General features: G+C 73.3%; 21 protein-coding genes and 2 pseudogenes. 12 read left to right on the top strand and 11 right to left on the bottom strand.

The window, feature by feature from the left end; genetic code table 11:
- On the bottom strand, window positions 1–663 hold the full coding sequence (locus tag ACIQWA_RS02035) for a hypothetical protein (protein WP_402476904.1): 663 nt from the start codon (window positions 661–663) through the stop codon (window positions 1–3).
- Between the two features lie 126 nt (window positions 664–789).
- On the opposite strand from ACIQWA_RS02035, the gene ACIQWA_RS02030 reads away from it, so the two are divergent.
- The 3 genes from ACIQWA_RS02030 to ACIQWA_RS02020 are packed head-to-tail and all read left to right on the top strand — an operon-like array spanning window position 790 to window position 2,260.
- Window positions 790–1,020 (top strand): hypothetical protein, encoded by a 231-nt coding sequence (locus tag ACIQWA_RS02030; protein ID WP_360230653.1) that lies wholly within the window; start codon window positions 790–792, stop codon window positions 1,018–1,020.
- A 41-nt stretch (window positions 1,021–1,061) separates the two neighbouring features.
- Window positions 1,062–1,556 (top strand): hypothetical protein, encoded by a 495-nt coding sequence (locus ACIQWA_RS02025; RefSeq protein WP_402476901.1) that lies wholly within the window; start codon window positions 1,062–1,064, stop codon window positions 1,554–1,556.
- An 8-nt stretch (window positions 1,557–1,564) separates the two neighbouring features.
- On the top strand, window positions 1,565–2,260 hold the full coding sequence (locus tag ACIQWA_RS02020) for a class I SAM-dependent methyltransferase (protein ID WP_402476898.1): 696 nt from the start codon (window positions 1,565–1,567) through the stop codon (window positions 2,258–2,260).
- A 321-nt stretch (window positions 2,261–2,581) separates the two neighbouring features.
- On the opposite strand, the gene ACIQWA_RS02015 is transcribed toward ACIQWA_RS02020, so the two are convergent.
- Entirely contained in the window at window positions 2,582–3,100 is a 519-nt protein-coding gene (locus tag ACIQWA_RS02015; RefSeq protein ID WP_402476895.1) for an ArsR/SmtB family transcription factor, read from the bottom strand.
- Window positions 3,101–3,157: 57 nt separating this feature from the next.
- Here ACIQWA_RS02015 and ACIQWA_RS02010 point away from each other — a divergent pair, with 57 nt between their 5' ends.
- Window positions 3,158–4,129, top strand: coding sequence for a S41 family peptidase (locus tag ACIQWA_RS02010; protein WP_402476892.1), 972 nt, complete (start codon window positions 3,158–3,160; stop codon window positions 4,127–4,129).
- Window positions 4,130–4,760: 631 nt separating this feature from the next.
- Here ACIQWA_RS02010 and ACIQWA_RS02005 read toward each other — a convergent pair.
- Window positions 4,761–5,825 carry an aldo/keto reductase gene (locus ACIQWA_RS02005; protein ID WP_402476889.1) on the bottom strand — a complete coding sequence of 355 codons (1,065 nt, stop codon included), beginning with the start codon at window positions 5,823–5,825 and terminating at the stop codon, window positions 4,761–4,763.
- A gap of 127 nt (window positions 5,826–5,952) precedes the next feature.
- Here ACIQWA_RS02005 and ACIQWA_RS02000 point away from each other — a divergent pair, with 127 nt between their 5' ends.
- Together ACIQWA_RS02000 and ACIQWA_RS01995 are read left to right on the top strand one after the other, a co-directional pair.
- Window positions 5,953–6,789 carry a helix-turn-helix domain-containing protein gene (locus ACIQWA_RS02000; protein WP_402476888.1) on the top strand — a complete coding sequence of 279 codons (837 nt, stop codon included), beginning with the start codon at window positions 5,953–5,955 and terminating at the stop codon, window positions 6,787–6,789.
- 203 nt (window positions 6,790–6,992) lie between these two features.
- The gene (locus ACIQWA_RS01995) at window positions 6,993–7,397 is read left to right on the top strand and encodes a DUF6896 domain-containing protein (protein WP_402476886.1); all 405 of its coding nucleotides are present in this window, start codon (window positions 6,993–6,995) and stop codon (window positions 7,395–7,397) included.
- 5 nt (window positions 7,398–7,402) lie between these two features.
- Here the strand turns inward: ACIQWA_RS01995 and ACIQWA_RS01990 are convergent.
- Window positions 7,403–7,663: pseudogene (locus ACIQWA_RS01990) on the bottom strand (transposase); the annotation flags it as partial.
- Between the two features lie 46 nt (window positions 7,664–7,709).
- On the opposite strand from ACIQWA_RS01990, the gene ACIQWA_RS01985 reads away from it, so the two are divergent.
- On the top strand, window positions 7,710–8,930 hold the full coding sequence (locus ACIQWA_RS01985; RefSeq protein WP_402476883.1) for an IS30 family transposase: 1,221 nt from the start codon (window positions 7,710–7,712) through the stop codon (window positions 8,928–8,930).
- A gap of 36 nt (window positions 8,931–8,966) precedes the next feature.
- On the opposite strand, the pseudogene ACIQWA_RS01980 reads toward ACIQWA_RS01985, so the two are convergent.
- The 6 genes and pseudogenes from ACIQWA_RS01980 to ACIQWA_RS01955 all read right to left on the bottom strand — a co-directional run.
- Window positions 8,967–9,518, bottom strand: a pseudogene (locus ACIQWA_RS01980) (IS5 family transposase); the annotation flags it as partial.
- A 46-nt stretch (window positions 9,519–9,564) separates the two neighbouring features.
- Window positions 9,565–9,717, bottom strand: coding sequence for a hypothetical protein (locus tag ACIQWA_RS01975; protein WP_402476881.1), 153 nt, complete (start codon window positions 9,715–9,717; stop codon window positions 9,565–9,567).
- A gap of 109 nt (window positions 9,718–9,826) precedes the next feature.
- Window positions 9,827–10,891, bottom strand: coding sequence for an SDR family oxidoreductase (locus ACIQWA_RS01970; RefSeq protein ID WP_402476878.1), 1,065 nt, complete (start codon window positions 10,889–10,891; stop codon window positions 9,827–9,829).
- Window positions 10,892–11,137: 246 nt separating this feature from the next.
- Entirely contained in the window at window positions 11,138–11,728 is a 591-nt protein-coding gene (locus tag ACIQWA_RS01965; RefSeq protein ID WP_402476875.1) for a TetR/AcrR family transcriptional regulator, read from the bottom strand.
- Window positions 11,729–11,870: 142 nt separating this feature from the next.
- Window positions 11,871–12,545, bottom strand: a complete 675-nt coding sequence (locus ACIQWA_RS01960) for a histidine phosphatase family protein (RefSeq protein WP_402476874.1) — start codon at window positions 12,543–12,545, stop codon at window positions 11,871–11,873.
- 76 nt (window positions 12,546–12,621) lie between these two features.
- A complete protein-coding gene (locus tag ACIQWA_RS01955) occupies window positions 12,622–13,554 on the bottom strand; it encodes an oxidoreductase (RefSeq protein WP_402476872.1) in 933 nt (310 codons plus the stop codon).
- Window positions 13,555–13,627: 73 nt separating this feature from the next.
- Between ACIQWA_RS01955 and ACIQWA_RS01950 the strand changes: the two genes are divergently transcribed.
- From ACIQWA_RS01950 to ACIQWA_RS01935, 4 genes are all read left to right on the top strand, one after another.
- Entirely contained in the window at window positions 13,628–14,686 is a 1,059-nt protein-coding gene (locus tag ACIQWA_RS01950) for a DUF5937 family protein (protein WP_402477849.1), read from the top strand.
- Window positions 14,687–14,817: 131 nt separating this feature from the next.
- Window positions 14,818–15,204: a hypothetical protein gene (locus tag ACIQWA_RS01945; RefSeq protein ID WP_402476870.1), complete on the top strand. Its 387-nt coding sequence runs from the start codon at window positions 14,818–14,820 to the stop codon at window positions 15,202–15,204.
- The gene (locus ACIQWA_RS01940) at window positions 15,201–16,169 is read left to right on the top strand and encodes a D-2-hydroxyacid dehydrogenase family protein (protein ID WP_402476868.1); all 969 of its coding nucleotides are present in this window, start codon (window positions 15,201–15,203) and stop codon (window positions 16,167–16,169) included. The genes ACIQWA_RS01945 and ACIQWA_RS01940 overlap by 4 nt, the downstream gene beginning before the upstream one ends.
- Before the next feature lie 41 nt (window positions 16,170–16,210).
- Window positions 16,211–17,251: a hypothetical protein gene (locus ACIQWA_RS01935; protein WP_402476865.1), complete on the top strand. Its 1,041-nt coding sequence runs from the start codon at window positions 16,211–16,213 to the stop codon at window positions 17,249–17,251.
- Between the two features lie 58 nt (window positions 17,252–17,309).
- Here the strand turns inward: ACIQWA_RS01935 and ACIQWA_RS01930 are convergent, their stop codons facing one another.
- Window positions 17,310–18,899: a M4 family metallopeptidase gene (locus tag ACIQWA_RS01930; RefSeq protein ID WP_402476862.1), complete on the bottom strand. Its 1,590-nt coding sequence runs from the start codon at window positions 18,897–18,899 to the stop codon at window positions 17,310–17,312.
- A gap of 228 nt (window positions 18,900–19,127) precedes the next feature.
- Between ACIQWA_RS01930 and ACIQWA_RS01925 the strand changes: the two genes are divergently transcribed.
- Window positions 19,128–20,456 carry a hypothetical protein gene (locus tag ACIQWA_RS01925; RefSeq protein WP_402476859.1) on the top strand — a complete coding sequence of 443 codons (1,329 nt, stop codon included), beginning with the start codon at window positions 19,128–19,130 and terminating at the stop codon, window positions 20,454–20,456.
- Window positions 20,457–20,489: the final 33 nt, after the last annotated feature.

Raw genomic sequence — 20,489 nt, 5'->3', positions numbered from 1 at the left:
TCAGCCGTAGACGCCGCGGCAGAGCCGTGCCTGCTCGGAACCGGCCGGCCAGCGGCCCACCCGCTCCGCCTGGTCGCAGATCGTCCCCGGGCCGAGCGAGGGCAGCCCCGGCGCACCCGGGCCCGCGTTCGGTGCCGGGCGGCCGGACGGGCTCGGCCGCGGGCTGCGGCCCGCCTTGGTGTGCGGCGAGGCCGAGGCGTGCTGGGCCCCCGTCTGCTCCGCCCCGCTGCCCGGGGCGGCCGCCGAGGCCGGGTCGCCGCCGCCCGGCAGGGCCGGGGTGCCTGCCAGCGTGGGGGAGGGGCCGGGGGACGGCGAGGGCGTGCCGGCCGGCGGAGCGAGCGGCAACAGGCCGGACGGCGTGGCCGACGGCGAGGCCTCCGGCAGGGCCACCACCCGGACGTCGTCGCCCGACCCCGGACCGCACATCACCAGCAACGCGGCCAGCACCACCAGCGTCCCGCCGGCCGCCACCGCCCGGGCCTTACGCGACCGGCGCCGCGGCGCAGGTGTGCCGCCGGGCGGCGGCTCCGCCTGCGGCGGCCCGGCCTGCGGGGGCGCCGTGCGGAACGGTTCCGCCTGCGACGGGATCGGGAGGGGGACGGGAGGTGGTTGCCAGGCGTTCGACGGCCACTGCCACTGTCCTCCGGTGGGCTGCCCAGTCATGTGCTCGTCCTTCCAGCGCCGCCCCCGCCGTTTCTACCGTGCTCAACGAGCGCGCCGACCACGGGACATGACCCGGAAGAGGGGCCTGGACGGGCGCTGATTGCCGCCGACCCACATGCTGGGGTCATGGAGACCAACAGCACGTCCGCACACCTGGTCGAGGTGGCCGAGTTCCGGACCGACAGTCGCTACCGCCTCGTCCACCTCGAAGGCCACGGCTGGGAACCCCTCGCCCCCGAGGAGTTCGAACCCCGCCTCCACCAGGTCTTCCCCGACCTCGACCCGCACGACCCCGTCAAGGTGCACTGGGCCGACCGCCCCTGGGAGTGGCCGAGTTGGCACCCCGGCGAAGCCTGAGTCAGTGATCGCCCCGACGACGGGTTCGCTACGCTTTCCGGGTGAGCGTGGATCACTTCTGGCGCCGCCTGCCAGGTCAGGCCGTGGACGCCTGTTCGCCCGAGGAACTCGGCGAACTCGTGCCCCGGAGCCGCGACGTCCGCTACGACCGGCTGGTCGCCGCCGGACTCGCCCTCGGCGTACGGCGGACCGCCGTCCTGATGGAACTCGCCCTCACCGAGAACGGCCTCCACCCCGACCCGGCCGCCCGGCTCCCCGTCTACGGCGGCACCCGCCGTGACATCGGGGTCGGGATGCCGGTGCTGCGGCCCGACCAGGTGGCCGCCGCCTTCACCTTCCTGCGCGACTCGGCGCTCGGCGAACTCGTCCGCCAGCAGGACACGGTGCTCGCCCGGCGGGTCGCCCAGCTCGACTCCGAACCGCCCTGGTCCGAGTCCTGGGCCGCCCGCGTCGTCAACGACCTGCGCGAACTGCGGGACTTCTTCGCCGGCGCGGCCGCTGCGGGGGATGCCGTCGTCGTCCGGGAATCCGCATGAGGGAACCGATGCGATCTACCGAACCGATACGCCCCGCCGAATCGGGGCGCCCTGCCGACCCGACGCGCCTGGCGGACCCGGAGCGTCCGCCGGGGACGGTCGGCTACGGCGAGGCGGCGGAACAACTCGCCGTCCAGTACGAGAGCGTGGACTTCGCCGAGGTCCACCGCTCCCTGCTGCACCTCTATCCGGCCGCGCCCGCCGCCGTCCTCGACATCGGCGCCGGCACCGGCCGCGACGCGGCCGCCCTGGCCGCCCTCGGCCACCGGGTCACCGCCGTCGAGCCGACCCCCGAACTGCGCGCCGTCGGCGCCCGCCTGCACCCCCGGGCTGGCATCCACTGGATCGCCGACGCCCTGCCCGACCTGCCCGAGCTGACGGCACGGGGCGAGCAGTACGACCTCGTCCTGGTCACCGCCGTGTGGATGCACCTCGCCCCCGCCGAACGCCCGCCCGCCATGCGGGCTGTGGCCCGCCTCCTCGCCCCCGGCGCCCGCCTCGCCCTCACCCTGCGCCACGGCCCCGTCCCGCCCGGCCGCCGGATGTTCGACCTCCCGCCCGACCGCACCACCGCCCTCGCGGAAGCCCACGGCCTCCACCTCCTCCACCAGGGCGAGCGGTCCGACCTGCACGCCCGCGCGGACGTGAGCTGGACCGAGCTGGTCTTCCAGCGCGGCCACCGGCCTCCGCCGCCGTTGCTCTGACAGCGGTCCCCGCCGTCGCGGGGACGGCCTTCACCGCCGCCGGGGTGCTGCTGGTCATCGCCGTCCGCTGGGGGCACTTCGGCCAGGGGCCTATTGGCCGGGCCTGGAGCCCGGGGGGCCGGACCCGGGGGGCCGACCCCCGGGCCCCGGGCGAAATCCGGTGACACGTGCGTGCCGTACGGGGAGACCGGCGGCGCACACGAACCGGTGAGGGGAAGGGCAGCGCCCCGCGCCCCGCGCACCCAGCGTGTCACCGTCCCTGGCCCGGCGACGTCGGCCGCCCATCTGCGACCGGCGGCCGACCGGGGTGGCCGCCATCTGCTACCCCCCGGCCTGCTGGTAGAGCGTCACCAGGAGGCCGTGCACCGGCTCGCCCTCCGGGTCCTCCTCGGCCCCGTCGACCAGTGCGGCCAGTGCCTCGGCCAGCTTCGCCGCCTTGGCCGGGCTGAGCCGCAGGTGACGCAGCGTCATGAGATGGTCGACGGGCGAGCGGTCCAGCTCCTGGGCGACGGCCCCGAACAGCGCGGCCGTGCCCTCGGCCCGAGGTTCGGCGACGAGGAGTCGTTCGGCGGTCCGCCGGTAGTACTTCTCGGTGCCGCCGCGTACCCGCCGCGTTCCCGCGTCCTGGACCAGCCCCGCCTCGCACAGCACCCTGAGGTGGTGGGAGACGCTGCCCTTGTTCGCTCCCAGCTGCGCGGCGAGTCGGCTGATCGTCGACGGCCGGGTGCTGAGGGCGAACAGCAGGCGCTGGCGCATGGGGTGGGCGAGCGCGGTGTGCTGGAGCGGCGTGGTGATCCGCTGCACGTCTTCGCTTTCGACTTCGTCCTGTTGATGGCTCACCCGGTCAAGCGTTAAGTACGGTTGACGCTTTTGCAAGTCGCTGGTCTACTCCCTCCCATGACCTCCACACCTTCCCCCACGTCGCTGCCCGAGTCGCTGTCCGTGCCGGTGCCCGAGTCGCTGTCCGTGCCGCTGTCCGTGCCGCTGGACGCCGTCGCCGTCGTCGAGTCGATCGCCGACCTGGTCGGCGAGAACTACGTCTTCCCCGACGCCGCCCGGCAGTTGGCGGACCTGCTGCGCCGCCGCAACGCCGAGGGCTGCTACCGACCCCTGAACATCGAGGACTTGGCCGACGCGGTCACCACCGACCTGCGGTCCGTCAACGGCGACCTGCACCTGGCCCTCAAGCACCACGCCGTGCCGGTGCCGCCGGAGCGCGGCGCGGCCGTACTCGCAGCGATGCGGCGGGACTTCGACTCCTCCCTGGGCGGTGTGCCGCGGGTGGAACTCCTCGACCGCGGCGTCGCCGTCCTGGAGATCGGGCCCAAGATGTTCCCGCTGGACTGGGCGGCACAGCCGCTGGCCGCGGCGCTCTCGCTGGTGGCCCCCGCCCGCGCCCTCGTCCTGGACCTGCGCCGCAACACCGGCGGCGACCCGGACACGGTCGCCTTCGTCTGCGGCTACCTGCTCGACCGCCGTACGCACCTCAACACCCTGCTCTCGCGGCAGGGCGAGGTGGCCGAGCAGTCCTGGACGCCCCCGTTCGTGCCCGGCGCCCGCTTCGGCGGCAGCAAGCCGCTCTACGTGCTGACCAGCGGGAACACCTTCTCGGCGGGCGAGGAACTCGCCTACGACCTCCAGCAGCTCGGCCGCGCCGAGGTCGTCGGGGAGGCCACCCGGGGCGGGGCGCACCCGCGCGAGGGCTGGACGGTGCACCCGAACCTGGAGCTCAGCGTGCCGGTCGCCCGCGCGCTCAACCCGGTCTCGGGCGCCAACTGGGAGGGCACCGGCGTCCGTCCCGACGTACCGTGCGACCCCGATGCGGCGCTCGACCGCGCACTGGCCCTGGCCGTGGCACGCCTCGCGTAGGAGGACCTGATCAGAGCACCCCGCACGGACTCAGTCCGCCGCTTCTGCCAGCTGTTTGACCAGTAGGTAGGCATTGGCGAGGTCCAGGCCGGTGGCCTGACGCAGACGCCTCGTGGCCTCGTCGCGATCTCCCGCCCCTAGGGCGTGTCTGACTTGAGAATCCTGGAGCGCACGGAAAGAGCCCCCCTTTCTGTCGATGTCGACATCGAAGCTTTGAAGAATGCACATGCCGCCGTCGGGGATTTTCCGCGGACTGCCCCCGGCGCCCGGCGTCAGGCTGGCAGCACGCTACGGTGCTGATGAGGCGTCAAACAAGGTCATTTGATTGACACTTGAGCACTACTTTCCGATAGCTCGCAAATCCTTCCGACCGGCGGGGCGCGTGCCCCGTCGCTCGACGGGGCACGCGGTAATGGTCGTACTGCGCGGGACCGACGTGTGGGCGAGAGGTGCGTGGTAGCGCCCGAGTGCTCGACGGACTCTCCCACGGCTCCAACCCGAAATCGGGGACTCGCCCCGCCCTTGCACCTCGCCGCCAGCGACATCATCAAGCACTTGACCGGCGAGGACTGACGGCGGATCCGGCACCGCAAGGCTGGCGGCAGCGCATGCCCAGGCTGACCGTCGGCCCTCAGCGGCGGGTCTCGATCCGCAGGCCGCCCGTGGTCACCCGGCGGATGTGGTCGCTCGCCAGCAGGTCGTGCGGCTGGCCGAGCTCGATCGCGCTCGCCGCGTCCAGGCGGGCCAGCTGGGCGGCCGTGAACTCGACCTCCAGGGCGCCCAGGTTCTCCTCCAGTTGGGCGGGGGTGCGCGCCCCGATCAGCGTGGTCGCCACGCCCGGGTTCCGCAAGGTCCAGGCCAGCGCGACCTGGGCCGGGGTGCGGCCCAGCTCGGCGGCGACCTCCCGGGCGGCCCCGGCCACGGAAAGATTGCGCTCGGTGAGCGTGCCCAGCACGAGGTTGACGCCCCTGCGGGTTCCGTCGCCGGCGGCGGCGCCCGTCGCGCTCAGGTCGTCCCGGCCGTACTTGCCGCTGAGCACCCCGCCGCCCAGCGGCGAGTACGGGACCACGCCCAGGCCCAGCTCCCGGGCCATCGGGATCAGGTCGCGCTCCGCGGTGCGTTCGATCAGGCTGTACTCGACCTGCAGCGCGACCAGCGGCGACCAGCCGCGCAGGTCGGCGATCGCCTGCATCCGGGACACCTGCCAGGCCGGGGTGTTGGAGATCGCCACGTACAGCACCTTGCCCTGCCGGACCAGGTCGTCCAGGCCGCGTAGCACCTCCTCGACCGGCGTCCGGAAGTCCCAGACGTGCAGGTACAGCAGGTCGAGGTAGTCGGTGTCCAGCCGCCGCAGGCTCCCCTCCACCGAACCGAACAGGGCCTTACGATGACCGCCCCCGGAGTTGGGGTCGCCGGGGCGGCGCAGCGTCGAGTACTTGGTCGCCAGCACCAGGCGTTCGCGCTCCTCGCGGGCGAACTCGCCCAGCAGTCGCTCGGAGCTGCCGTCGGTGTAGGTGTCGGCGGTGTCGAGGAGGTTGCCGCCGAGCCCGACGTAGCGGGCGAACAGCTTGCGGGCCTCGGCCCGTTCGGCGCCCCAGCCCCACTCGGTGCCGAAGGTCGCCGTACCCAGGGCCAGCGGTGAGACCCGCAGTCCCGAGCGGCCCAGCAGCCGGTAGTCGTCCAAGGCCAGTGCCATCAGGTCCTCCTGTGCTCGCGTGTGCTCGCGTTCCGTTGCCGGGACCGAGTCTGCGGCGGCGGTCGGCCCCGGATAAGGGACGGCACTTCCTGGGAAGGCCGGTCCCACCCTGGCGGTTGCACCGGTCATGACGACCCGAACCATGGACACCACCCAGGAGCTGGCCGCCTTCCTGCGCAGCAGGCGCGAACGCCTCGACCCCGACCGGCTGGGCCTGCCGTCGCACCGGCGGCCCCGGCGGACGCCCGGACTGCGCCGGGAGGAGGTCGCCGAACTGGCCGGGGTCAGCACCGACTACGTGGTCCGGCTGGAGCAGGGCCGGGGGCTGCGGCCCTCCGCGGAGGTGCTGGCGGCGCTGGCCCGGGCCCTGTGCCTGAACCCGAGTGAACGCGACTACCTCTTCGACCTGGCCGGACACCGCCGGCCCGGCACCACCGGTGGGCCGGCCGCCGGTGCGGCGCCGTCGCTGGCCCGCCTGGTGGATGACCTCTCGCCGCTGCCGGCCATGCTGCTGGACCACCGTTACGACATCCTCGCCTGGAACCCCGAAATGGACCGGCTGCTACCGGACTTCGAGGCTGTGCCGCCGTCACGGCGAAACGCGATGTGGCTGTGCCTCCTGCACCCGGCGATGCGCGGCTTCTACGTCGACCGGGAGCAGGTGCTGCGGGACGGGATCGCCCACCTGCGCGCGGCATGGGCCGCGCATCCGCAGGACCGGGAACTGTCCGGCCTCATCGCCGAATTCGCCACGCAGGACGAGGACTTCGCCCGCTTGTGGTCGGAGCGGGAGGTCGGCGTCAACGGACGCGGCCGAAAGTTGCTGCGGCATCCGGTCGCCGGTGCGATCACCGTCGACTTCGAAGTCCTGCTGCCGCTCCAGGACCCGGAACTGCGCCTGCTGGTCTACCGCGCCGCAGATGAGGAGAGCCGCGCGGCCCTGGACCGGCTGTGCGCGCGGTGACTGGGCCAAGCTGTGGGCTGCTTGCCCCCGACCATTGGAGTGGCGCCCACGAGCAACTGAGGAACCGGGCCGCTGTCGGAACCTGGGAGAGGATCTCCACCGCCCTGCTCGCTTACTGATCGTTTCAGAATGCCGTCCTGCGGAGACGCTGGCTGCCTATGGAACAATCCCTTCAGCCACGGGCTCAGGGGGGATGACGCCGTATGGAACGGGTTGGGGCTGCACGGGAGCTCGTGCTCGGTTACGTCCACGCTCTGAGCGTGGTTGACGAGGCCATGAGGGCGGCGATCCCCTCGCTTGAGCGACTCGCAGATGTCCTGGGCCTGGTCCGTTCGCGCCGGATCATCAGCCGGAGCGGGCACATCGGCACCTACTCCTACATGGTTCATGGGGCCGGGTGCCTTTTCGTGCGCGACGACGGCGCTGAGATCGATGTGGACTTCGCAGCCGACGGGAGCGAAGTCTTCGACCTCTGGCGGCTGCGCCGGTACGGGCTGAGCCTGCCGGAGCCTGTGGACATCACGGATGACGACCTGCGGTCCGCCGTGAGGTCGCTGCAACCGCTTCTGACCGAGGTACGGCCGGGGTGGTTCAGCGTAGCCACCTGATCGTTTCAGGATGAGGTTCGCAGGCGGCGGAGGCATATGAGGCTGCAGGCCAGTTCGAGCAGGCCCTGGTGGAGATCGGAGTGTCGTTCGTAGCGGGTGCGGAGGCGTTTGAACTGGTGGAGCCAGGCGAAGGCGCGCTCGACCACCCAGCGCACCTTGCCCAGCCCGGAGCTGTGGGCGACGCCGCGTTGGGCGATCAGGGGTTTGATGCCTCGCTTCCACAGCAGGCGCCTGTACTTGTCGAAATCGTAGCCCCGGTCCGCGTATCTTGGGTTCTAACGGTCGTCGCAACACCCCAGCTCAGGGGATGCGATGGACTTCGAGATCCGTGAGGACCGGAAACCGCAGGGGTCCAGGAAGCTCCGTGCCGAGCGGGAGGAATACTTCCGGCTCGTGCATCAGGGCTACGGCAACACAGAGGCGTCCCGGCTGGTGGGCGTCCACCCGCGCACCGGACGCGAGTGGCGCAACGGCCGGACGGACCCGAACAGGTTCAGGGCGCCCGCTCGACCCGAGCGGGCGCCCTCCCGCCTGTCCGCAGGATCCTCCCGCTACCTACGCGAGGACGAGCGGATCCACATCGCCGACCGGCTGCGGGAGAAGGCCGGCGTTCGCGAGATCGCAGCCGAGCTGGGCCGCAGCCCGTCCACGGTCAGCCGGGAGATCCACCGCAACTGCCATCCCGTCAGCGGGAGTTACCGGCCCCACGCCGCTCAGGCCCGCGCCGATGCCCGCCGGCCCCGTCCGAAGACGGGGAAGATCGGGCAGAACCGGGAACTGCGGGACTTCATCCAGGACCACCTGGACAAGAAGTGGAGCCCGGAGCAGATCTGCCAGGCTCTGCGGGACACCTTCCCCGAGCGGCCGGAGATGCACGTGGCCCACGAGACCGTCTACCAGGCCCTTTACGTCCAGGGCCGGGGCGAGTTGCGCCGCGAGCTGGCGGGCGCCCTGCGCAGTGGCCGCGCGCGCCGCAAACCGCATCGCCAGGCCAACTGCCGCCAGCCCAGGTTCGCCACCCCGATGGTCATGATCAGCGACCGCCCGGCCGAGGCCGGGGACCGCGCCGTCCCCGGGCACTGGGAGGGCGATCTGATCATCGGCAAGGACAACGCCTCCGCGATCGGCACGCTGGTCGAACGCCACACCCGCTACGTGATGCTCCTGCACCTGCCGAACGGCCGCACCGCCGAGCACGTGCGCGACGCCCTCGTGGAAACCGTCCAGACCCTGCCCGCGCACCTGGTGCGTTCGCTCACCTGGGACCAGGGCTCCGAGATGGCCTCCCACGGCTCGTTCACCGTCGCCACCGGCGTCCCGGTCTACTTCTGCGACCCGGCCAGCCCCTGGCAGCGCGGCTCCAACGAGAACACGAACGGCCTACTGCGGCAGTACTTCCCCAAGGGCACCGACCTGTCCCTCCACGGCCCGGAGCACCTGGCCTTCGTCGCCGCCGAACTCAACGGCCGCCCACGCAAAACGCTCGGCTGGGAAACCCCAGCCGAGCGCCTGCATAAACTCATCGCGGCCTGATCAAACCGACCACGTGTTGCAACGACCGCTAGAAACCGCGTATAGCCGCCGGGGCTTGCGGCGGGGACGTTCCCGCAGGCCCCGGATCGGTGGTACCGAGTCCAGCAGCGGCAGGAGCTGGGTGACGTCGTGTCGGTTGCCGCCGGTGAGCGTGACGGCGAGCGGGGTTCCGTGCCGGTCGACGATCAGGTGATGCTTGGAGCCGGGGCGGGCACGGTCAACGGGCGAGGGGCCGACATGGTCCCCCCTTTGAGGGCTCGGATGTGTGAGCCGTCCACGGCACAGTCATTCAGGTCCAGCAGGTCGGCACGACGCAGCTCGGCCAGCAGGGCGGCGTGCAGTCGTGGCCAGACGCCGGCCGCGGTCCAGTCCCGCAGCCGGCGCCAAGCCGTCACTCCGGAGCACCCCACCGTCTCCGCCGGGACGTCGCCCCAGGCGACCGGTCCGCAGCACAAACAGGACGCCGGCGAGTGCTGTTCGGTCAGGAACACGCAACCGCCCGGGATGACGGTGGCGCCGTTCGGGAGCAGGTGGCAGCAGCGGGGCCACCCGCTCCCACAGGTCGTCAGGAACAAGATCAGCAGGCACCTCGGACACCCTGCCGACCAAGATTGTCGAGCGCAAGACCCGCGGCTCAACTCATTCTGAAACGATCAGTTAGGCCGATGCCGAAGGCGATCTCGGCAGAGTCGTGGCGGTCGACGCCAGCATCGTCCGCGCGCCAACGCCAACCGTTCTTCGGAGCCGGATCCGGCAGCAGCGGCTCGATCCCGGGCTCATTGGGCATCACGCGACGGCAGACCTCAACCGGTGATTCAGACGGTCCACTTGTGGCGGGTGGGTGTGGGGTGCACCGGAAGTCGGGTGGGTCGACTTCCGGTGCGGGGTGGGGGTGGCTATCGGGTGCCGAAGGCGTCGTGGACGAGGCGGTCGGCCCAGTGGTGGAGGGCGGGGGTGAGGGGCGGGTGGGTGAGGCCGGCGGCGGTGGCGAGGTGGTCGGCGGAGGTGGTGTCGTAGCGGTCCTCGGAGAGGAAGCTGAGGGTCTCCGGGTCGGCTCCGGTGAGGGCGCGGGGGAGACGGCGGACGAGGGGGACGGGAATCAGGCCGCGGGGTGGGCGCACGCCGAGGTGGGTGGCGAGGAGGGCGACCAGGTCGGGGAGGGCGGGGGTGGTCGGGTCGAGGACGGTGTGGGCGGCGCTGGGCGCGTGGTCGTGTGCCGGGACGGCGGCCAGGAAGCGGGCCAGGTGGTCGACGGTGACGACGGGGACGAAGGTGCGGCGGGTGCCCGGCAGCAGGGGGAGGCGGCCGCGGTGCAGTTGGTGGACCAGTTGGGCGAGGCCGAGGTACTGGCCGGCCTCGCCGGTGGCCGAGTGGCCGATGACGCTGCTCGGGTTGACGGTGGTGAGCGGGACGCCGAGCCGGGGTGCGGTGACGCGGACGGCGGCGTCGGCGAGTTGCTTGGAGGCCTCGTAGGCGCCGAGGCGGGCGTAGAGGGCGGCGGCGGCGCCCTGGTCGAGCGGGTGGCGGGGGTGGGGGTCACGGCCGACCCGGTAGCCGGAGAGGTGGACCAGGCGGCGCAGCCGGGGGCGGGTCGCGGACCAGTGCAGTGCGTGGAGGGCGCTGTGGAGGTTGGCGGGTTCGGCCTGGGCGCGGGTGAGGCCGAACTGGTAGCGCGCGGCGAGGTTGTGGACGTCGCGGACCTCGCCGAGGCGGGCGTCGTCCTCGGGGGAGAGGCCGAGGCCGGGGTGGGTGAGGTCGGCGGTGACGGTGGTCAGCGGGGTGGGGTCGGTGTCGTGCTCGCGCAGCCAGGCGCGGAGGGCGGTGCCGCTCCCGGTGGTGCGGACGGCGGCGGCCACGGGCTCGCCGCGGCCGAGGAGTTCGAGAATCAGCCAGCGGCCGAGGAAGCCGCCGGCGCCCAGGACGAGGGTCTGCGGGAGCGGGTGCGGGGGAGCGGATGGCATGAGTGTTCCCTGCTTTCTGTGGACCGGTCGGCATATTTCTGTAGACCGATCTGCATAATTTCTGGTCATGGTGGGGCGGGGCAGGGCGGGGAGTGGAAGGGGGAGGGGGAGGGGTTGGTGGGATGGCAGGCACAGTTGGTCTGTAGACCGGTCTGCATATTCTTGGACGGGCGGTCGGCGCGGCAACCGGCCGGCCATGGCCACGGATACGGCTACGGCTACGGCCACGGGGTGCCCGTGCGACGGCTACGAGCGGCCGGACGCCTTCGCGCCGAGGAGGTGGAGGACGGCGTGCCGGGCGTCGTCCAGGGGCTCGCGGCTGCGTCGGACCGAGGCCAGCAGCACCGCGCCCTCCAGCAGGGCCAGGGCCTGGCCGGCGGCCACCGCGGCCTCGGCCGGGCGGAAGCCGCCGGCGGTCAGCTGCTCGGCAAGGATGCGCTGCCAGCCCTCGTACACCTCGGCGCACACGGCGCGCAGTGCCTCGTTGGTGCCGGCGACCTCCAGGGCGACGGTGGCGATGGGGCAGCCCTTGGTGTAGTCGGAGCGGGCCAGGCGGTCCGCGAACACCTCGGTGAGGTGCCGGCCCAGCGCTGCGGCGTCGGCTCCGTCGGCGGCGAGTCCGGTCAGCAGGTCGGCGACCTCCTGGCCGGACTGCAGCAGTGCGGCCGCGACCAGTTGGTCCTTGCCGCCGGGGAAGTGGAAGTAGAGGGAGCCGCGCGGTGCGCCGGTGATGGCCAGGACCTGGTTGAGGCCCGTGCCGGAGTACCCGTGCTGCTCGATCAGTTCCCGGGTGCCGGCGACCAGCCGGGCCCGGGTCTCCTCGCCCTTTGCTCCCATGGACGGAGACTGTAGACCGGTCTGCATATTCCTGTCGACCACATTTCTGGCGGCCGCATTCCCGGCGGCCGCATGCCTGTCGACCGGCCCGCCCGCCCTCGTACCGACGTGCCAGCTCGGGCGGAGGCCTCGCGACGGCTGCTCAGGCCCGCAGCTCCGGCGGGAAGCCCGTCCAGCGCAGGTCCTCGGGCAGGTGGGACTGGTCGTTCAGGAGGAGGACAGCGGAGGGGCGGCCGGGAGCGAAGCGGAGCACGGTGAGCGCCGCGTTGGCCGCGTTGAGGCCGAGCCAGCGCCAGGCGGGGGCATCGAGGGTGTGGCGGACCAGCCAGCCGATCAGGAAGGCGTGGGTGACGACCAGTTCGTGCCGGTCCTCGGGGCCGTCGACCGGTCCGGTGAAGCGGTCGACGGCCCGGCGGGCCAGTTCCGGCCCGCGGGAGAGCTCCTCGGCGGAGGCTCCGGCCAGGAAGCGCAGCAGGAACTCTGCGCTGTCGGGCGGCAGTTCGTCGGCCGATGGCGCGTACGGGACGTAGTCGCCGGCCTCCTCACAGGCCGACACCGGTACCCCGCCGAGCTGTTCCCCGATCAGCCGGGCGGTCTGCGCGGCCCGGGGGAGCGGCCCGTGGTGGACGGCCGTGAGGGGGCGCTCCGCCAGGCGGCGGCCGAGCAGGACGGCCTGCCGGCGGCCGGTGGGGGTGAGTCCGCCGCCCTCCTCCGGCTCGCCCTCCGGCTCGCGCCCCGACTCCTTGTCCGTGGGGCTGTGGTGGGCGGCCTCGCCGTGGCGGGCGAGGTAGAGGTAGCGGGTGGCGCTGTCGGGCACGGGCGGGCTCCGGGGTTCGTTCGGTGCGACGGTCTGGCCCCGGAGTGACGCCCGTTCGGTCGGTGGTGGTTCCCGGTCAGCCGGTGTGGGCCCGGTTCAGCAGGGCGAGCTCCTCGGCCGTCAGCCGCAGGGCGCCGGCCGCGATGTTGTCCTCCAGGTGCGCCACGTCGCCGGTGCCCGGGATGGCGAGCACGTGCGGGCCCCGGTGGAGGGTCCAGGCGAGCCGGACCTGGGCGGTGCTGACACCGCGTGCCTCGGCCACCGTCCGGACCTCGCCGGGTTCCGTCCCGCCGGCGCCGCCCTCCCGCCCGGCGCCGGCGATGGCGTAGAACGGGACGAAGGCGATGCCCTGCTCGCCGCAGAGCCGCAGCACCTCGTCCTGGGCGGCCGAGGCGCCGATCCCGTACGGGTTCTGTACGCAGATGACCGGGGCGATGGCCTGGGCCTCGGTGAGCTGGTGCGGGTGGACGTTGGAGAGGCCGAGCTGCCGGATCAGTCCGGCCTGCCGCAACTCGGCGAGTGCGCCGAAGCGCTCGGCGATCGAGTCGGTGCCCAGGATGCGCAGGTTGACCAGGTCGAGGTGGTCGCGGCCGAGCTGTCGCAGATTCTCCTCGACCTGGGCGCGCAGGGCCTCGGGGGTGCGGGCGTGGTCGATCCACTGGCCGTCGGTGCCACGGGCCGGGCCGACCTTGGTGGCGATCACCAGGTCGTCGGAGTACGGGGCGAGGGCGCTGTTGATCAGCTCGTTGGCGGAGCGCAGCGGGGAGAAGTAGAAGGCGGCGGTGTCGATGTGGTTGACGCCCAGTTCGACTGCACGGCGCAGCACCCGCAGGGCCTGGTCGCGGTCGCGCGGTACGGCGTCCGGTACGAGCGCCGGTCCGGTCTGCGGCAGGCGCATGGTGCCGAAGCCGATCCGGTGGACGGTGCGGTCGCCGAGCTGCCAGGTGCCGGAGGAGGCGGCGGACACGGAGGGGGCGGTCAGAGTGGTGTCGGAAGTCATGCTGGTCATGATCGCCATTGAACTAACCTGATCGCCACTGATTCGGACATGTGTGAATCCACGGGGGCGGGCGTTGGCGGAACTGCTGTTCACGGCGGGCGACCTGGCCCGGATGCGGTTCGTGGTCGCACCCATGTGGGAGGTCGGGCCGAGCCTGCGCCTGCTGCGCTCGGGAGTGCCGCACGCCGTCCACGGCCCCTGGGTGGAGCAGGTCCGGCCCCGGCTGGCGGCGCTCGGCCCGGCGTACGGGCTGCTCGCCGAACTCGTGCCGCCCACCGGCTACGTGCCGGACTTCCTCAACCCGGCCCCGACCGGCCCTGCGCCGACCCTGGCCGGGGAACTCGCCGCGATCCGGGCCACCCCCGCCGCGCAGGTCCGGCGCGACCTGGACCGGCTGGCGGCGGACCAGGCGGACCGGGCGGACCGGGCGCTCCGGCCGTACCGGCCGCACCGGGCGCACCGGGCGAACAGGGCGCACCACGCGGACCAGGGCGGGCTCGGCCCGAGGCTGCGGGCCCTGCACGCCGACCCGGAGGCCGGGCTGGCCCGGCTCGCCGAGGCGGTCGAGGCCTACTGGGAGCTGGCCCTCGCGCCGTACTGGGCGCGGATCCGCGCCGTGCTCGACGCCGACGTGTTGTACCGGGCCCGGCAGGCCGCCGAGCACGGCGCCGAGCGGGTGCTGAACGACCTGCACGCCGAACTGCGCTGGACCGACGGCGCCCTGCGGCTGAGCCACCGCTCCCGCCCGATGCCCCGCCGCACCGCCGGGCCGGGCCTGCTGCTGATCCCCTCCGCGTTCACCGGCCCCGGCCTGTTCACCCTGCTCGCCCCGCCGGCCCCGCCCCAACTCGCCTACCCGGCACGGGGGATCGGCCGTCTCTGGACTGCGGAGGCACCGGCCCCCGGCACGGCGGCCCTGGCCGCGGTGCTCGGCCGCTCCCGCGCCCTGCTGCTCGCCGAACTCGCCGCCCCCGCCTCGACCACCGATCTCGCCCACCGCACCGGCCTGTCGCCCTCGGCCGTCTCCCAGTACCTGACGGCGCTGCGGGACGCCCGCCTGGTCAGCGCCCACCGCGCCGGGCGCTGGGTGCTGTACGCCCGGACGGCCACCGCCGAGGCGCTGCTCGCCCCGGACGGCTGAGCGGCGCGGCCGCTCTCTCGGCCGCTGTTCCCCCGGCTTACCTGGCCAGGGCCACGAACCCGATCCGCCGGTCACGCGCCCTCGGGCCGGGGGGAGTTCGGCGCGGGGCTGCAATGGATAGGCTGCCCGGCATGGAGCAGGAACACCCCGTGAACGAGTCGCCGGGCCCGCTGACCGCCTTCGACGGCCGCATCGTCCTCGACCTGGCCACCCGGATCGCCACCGTGGACGGCCGGGAGGTCCCGCTCACCCACCAGGACACCCGGGTGCTGCGCGCCCTGATCGAGCTCGGCGAGGGGATGCACGACCTGCTGGACATCCAACAGCACGGCTGGGACGGCCTGTTCGACCCCCGGGAGCTGCGCCACCCGATGGCCGTCCTGCGGGCCAGGCTCGGCGAGCCCCCGTGGATCGTCCGGGAACAGGAAGAGGATCGGGAAGGGAACCGGGAACGAGACCGGGACCGCTACGGCCTGCGGCCCCCCGGCCCGCCGCCGTCTGGGAAGCTGCGGGCATGACGTTTCCGCTCCTTCGCTGCGCCGTCCTGGACGACTTCCAGGGCGTCGCCACCAGCTCCGCCGACTGGACCCCGGTCGCCGACCGGGTCGAGGTGACCGCCTTCCGCGAGCACCACGCCTCGGAGGCGGAACTGGCCGCCGCGCTCGCCGGGTTCGACATCGTGGTCACCCTGCGCGAGCGGGTGCCGTTCCCCGCCACGCTGTTCACCCGGCTGCCCCGCCTCAAGCTGCTGATCGCCTCCGGCATGCGCAACTCGGTGATCGACCTCCCGGCCGCCGCGGCGCACGGCGTCACCGTCTGCGGTACGGCCAGCTCCGGCACCCCGCCGGTCGAGCTGACCTGGGCGCTGCTGCTGGGTCTGGCCCGCGGCATCGTCCAGGAGAACACCGCGCTGCGCGAGGGCGGGCCCTGGCAGAGCACCGTCGGGGCCGATCTGCACGGCCGGACGCTCGGAGTGCTCGGCCTCGGCCGGATCGGCGGCGCCGTGGCCCGGGTCGGGCTGGCCTTCGGCATGGAGGTGCTCGCCTGGAGCCGGAGCCTGACCGACGAACGGGCGGCCGCGGCCGGTGTGCGTCGGGCCGCCTCGAAGGAGCAACTGCTCGGGGAGAGCGACTTCGTGTCGATCCACCTCGCTTCCAATTCGGGTACCCGGGGGCTGATCGGCGCCGCCGAGCTCGCCCTGATGAAGCCGGAGGCCTACCTGGTGAACACCTCCCGGGCGGCGATCGTCGACCAGGACGCGCTGCTCGCCGCCCTCACCGGCGGCCGGATCGCGGGGGCCGCCGTGGACGTCTTCGACGTCGAGCCGCTGCCCGCCGACCACCCGATGCGCCGCGCGCCCCGGCTGCTGGCCACCCCGCACCTGGGGTACGTCTCGCAGGAGAACTACCGGCGGTACTTCACCGAGGCGGTGGAGGACATCGCGGCGTTCCTGGCGGGTGAGCCGATCCGCCGTCTGGGCTGACGCCCGCGCCCCGGCCCGGCCGCCGGTCGCATACTGACGGCATGACGAGCGGAGACGGTGGCCGGGGTACGGGCCGACGCGGGGTGCTGCGGGCGGGTGCGGCGGCGGTGCTGCTGGGCGCGGTGGGCTGTACGAGCGGAGCGAAGTCCGCCGTTGCCCCGGCGAGTTCGCCGCCGACCCCGCACTCGACCGACCGGCCCACCCCGACTCCCACGACGGCCCCGTCCCCGACAGCGCCCCAGCCCCCGACCCCGCTGCCCACCCCGCCGCTCTGGCAGCCCGGCCCCGGCGAGATCCAGCCCGACGTCAAGCGCCGCGCCGTCGAGCTGGTCGCCGCGCTCGGCGCCTGGCCGCCCGGCGGACAGGGAGCCGGGGCGGCCCGGGCCCGGGTGGCCGCGCTGGGCCTGCCGCCGGGCCTGGCGGACGGGGCCGGGCGGCTCGCCCCGGCGGCGCCGGAGGCGGCCCTGGAGGTGATCGACGCCCAGTACGGCGGGATCCTCGCCGACTCGGCGAGCGTGCTGGTGGTCTGCCGCCAGTGGACCAGGCGGCCGGACGGCTCGGTGGCGGCTGGCGGCATCACGGTGGACGTCCGGCTGAGCCGGGCGACGCCGCGCTGGACGGTCACCGCCGTGAACCCGGGGGACCCGGGCCCGGCCACCGCCTCACCCGCCCCCGCGGTGGCGAAGGTGCTGGCCGAGCCGAGGATCGAACTGCCGCCCGAGGCCGCCGCCGACCTGCTCAGCGGCACCGTCCACGACACCGTCCTGACGGCGATGCTGCGGCTGGCCGGTCCGTACGCGCTGTCGGTGAGCGTGGTACGCACCGGCCACCCCCTGGACGTCTTCGGGACGACCCGGCCCAGCGACCATCCGCTGGGCCGGGCCTTCGACGTCTGGCGGATCGACGGCCGGGCGGTGGTGGACCCGACCACTCCCCGGCAGCTGATCGAGTCCTTCATGCGGGATGCGGCGGCGGCCGGTTCGTACAACGTGGGCGGGCCGGTGGCGATCGCGGGCGTCGGCAACCAGTTCTTCACCGACGACACCCATCACGACCACGTCCACGTCGGGTTCAACAGCTGATCTCCGCACACTGGTTGACGCACTACTTGACGCACTACTTGACGCACTGCCTGACGCATCAGTTGACGCTGACGGCGCTCCAGGCCGCGGCGACCGCGTTGTACTCGGTGCTGCCGGCGCCGTAGAGGTCGCGGGCGGCGTTGAGCGAGGCGGCGCGGGCGCCCTTGTAGTTGGTGGTGGAGGTCATGTAGACGGTCAGCGCGCGGTACCAGATCTTGGCGACCTTCTGGTTGCCGATGCCGGTGACCGTGGACTTGTTGCAGGTGGGGCTGTTGTAGGCGACCCCGTTGACGGTCTTGCTGCCGCTGCCCTCGCTGGCGAGGTAGAACCAGTGGTTGCCCACGCCGGAGGAGTTGTGGACGTCCAGCTTGCCGACCGAACTGCTCCAGCAGTCGGCCGACTTGCCGTCCAGCGAGGGCTTGTCGAAGCGGCGCAGCCACGGCGGGGTGGACTGGTCGCTGAACAGGTAGTCGCCGGTGTCGATCCTGTTGTTGGCGTACCACTCGACCATGGTGCCGAAGATGTCGCTGGTCGACTCGTTGAGGCCGCCGGACTCGCCGCTGTAGCGCAGGTTGGCGGTGGCGCTGGTGACGCCGTGGGTCATCTCGTGGCCCATGGTGTCGAGGTCGACCTGCTCGGGGTCGGTGGTGCCGTCGCCGTCGCCGGTCATCATGCAGAAGCAGCTGTCGGACCACTGGGCGTTGTCCCAGTTGGTGCCGACGTGCACGAAGACGGTGGCGCCCTTGCCGTCGTTCTTGATGCCGTTCCGGCCGTGCACGTTCTTGTAGTAGTCGTACGTCCAGGCGGTGTTGGCGTGGGCGTCGACGGCGGCGGTGGCACGGTCGGTGGAGAACTTCCTGCCGTCGCCCCAGACGTTGGTGGTGCTGGTGAACGGGGTGCCGGAGCTCGCCTTGATCGAGCTCGCGGACAGGTTGCCGGCGTCCTTGGTGACGTGGCCGCGGACCGGGTCGGTGAGGGTGTAGCCGCCGTTGGCCGGGGTGGTGTCGACGGTGACCTGGCCGGTGTACTCGGAGTTCCCGGTGCCGGCGGCCTGGTGCTCGGCGTCGTAGGACTCGATCTGCTCGCCGGTGGTGGCGTCGGTGACGACGACCTTGCCGGCCGGCTGGCCGTGCTCGCCGGTGCCCTCGACGACGGTGCGCCAGGCCAGTCGCGGGGTGCCGTCGGCGGCCCAGACGACCAGTTCGGGGCTGCTGGTGGCGTCCCGGACGCCGGGTGCGGCGGAGAGCGCGTCGGCGGCGCCGGCCTGGGCGGGGACCTTGGGGACGGTGGTCTTCACGGCGGCGTCGTGGGCGGCCGCCCGGGAGGAGTCCTTGAGCCTGCCGCGGGCGTCCTGGTGGACGACCAGGTCGCCGCCGACCACGGGAAGTCCCTGGTAGGTGCGGTCGAAGCGGATGTGCGAGGTGCCGTCGGGGTCGAGGACGACGTCCTTGAGGACGAGGTCCTGGCCCGCGCCGTAGCCGAACACCCCGGGGTTGTGGGTGACGTTGGCGCGGGCCTGGGCGATCGCGGCCTCGCGGCCGACCGGGGCGGCGGAGGCCGTGGTGGGGACGGCCACGGCGGCGAGGGCGGCGACGACGGCTATCGCTCCGGCCGTGCGGGCACGACGGGAGGAGGAGTTGGGGCTCACTCTGACTCCAGTGGGGGTGGGGTGCAGGAAAAGGGGCTGCAAAGAGCTGCGACCGAGATTGACGGCGATCAGTCAGGTCGGGCTAGAGGAAAAGTCATAACTTTGCCAAGTTGTGTCCTGGTCCAGTCAAAAATGATCGGAACTTAACAAGCCGTCCACACTGCCGTCGTGACGGTCGACTACCGAGGCGGGGCCCGTCGGCGCTGCGACGCCCTATGCTTCCGCTCCATGGACGGATGGGTGGGGGCCTGGACCGGCGGGCGGGCGGCGGTGCACCTGGGCAACGTCGCGGACTTCAACGCCCAGTTCTTCGCCCCGGGCATGGACGCCGCCCAGCGGGCGCGGCGGCTGCGGCAGGCGCACCACTACGCCTGTCTGGCCGTCGGCTACAGCCCGGAACCGGCCGTGCTGGTGCTGCCCGCCGAGGTCGACCGGGCCTGGACCGACTGGCTGGGCCGCGAACTGGCCTGGGGGCCGGTCGAGGTGCACACCGGGGTGGCCGCCGACCGGACGCTCGCCGAGGCGCTCGCCGCCCGCCCCACACTGGCCGCCAGGATCGCCGACTCCGGCCGTCCGGTGGTGAGTTGGGGCCGCACCACCGCGCAGGGCGAGGGGCCCGAGCTGGCCGCCGTCCGCCGCTACGAGTCCAAGGCCGCCGCGCACGGGCTGTTCACCGCCCTCGCCCCCGAGCACCCCGGGATCGTCGTCCCCGCCCAGGAGCGCGCGGAGAGCCGTCGTCGCGCCGCGCGCAGACTCACCGTCCGTGCTGTCCGGGGCCTGACCACCGTCCTCAAGAGCCCGTACGGCGTGGGCGGTTACGGCACCGTCGTGGTCGAGCCCGCCGGACTGTTCGCCGCCGGCGGCGGAGGCGCCCTGCTGCGCCGCCTGGTGCGCTCCGAACTCCTCCCACCGGACGGCGAGTTGCTGCTGGAGGAGTACGTGGACCCGGGCCCGGCCGCCCGGCTGCGGGACGTCACCTACGATGCCGTGATCGGCCCGGACGGCACCGTGCACCCGGTCGGGGCCGGCGCCATGGAGGTGGCCGGCACCCGCTACCAGGGCGTCACCGTCGGCCCCGGCACCGTGCCGCGGGCCGCCGCCGACACGGCCCGCGGCTTCGCCCTGGCGGTGGGGGAGCGGCTGGCCGCCGAGGGCTACCGCGGCTGGTACGACGTCGACTTCGTCACCGACCGGCAGCGCCGCCTCGCCCCCACCGAGATCAACCTGCGGCTCACCGGCCCCGCCGTCGCCTTCGTGCTGCGCGAGCGGCTGGACCGGGTGCGCGGCCCGGGCCACCTGGTCCGCACCCTGGATGCGCTGCCGCTCGGCGCCCGGCTCGCCCCCGAGGCGCTGCACGGGCACCTCGACCGACTGCGCCCGCGCTGCGCCCGGCTCGGCGTCACCCTGCTGCCGCTGATCCCGACGGCCGCTCACGACCCGGAGCCCGCCGTCGGACTTGCCCTGGCCGGGCCCGACGCCGAGGCGCTGGACGCCGCGCAGGCACTGGTCGCGGCGGCCAACCACGCCCTGACCGGAATGTTCGAGGCCCTGCGCTGACGAACTGCGCTGACGAACTGCGCTGACGAACTG

Source organism: Kitasatospora sp. NPDC098652, from assembly GCF_044760155.1.
Lineage (GTDB): Bacteria > Actinomycetota > Actinomycetes > Streptomycetales > Streptomycetaceae > Kitasatospora.
This window is presented reverse-complemented; position numbering and strand designations above follow the sequence as displayed.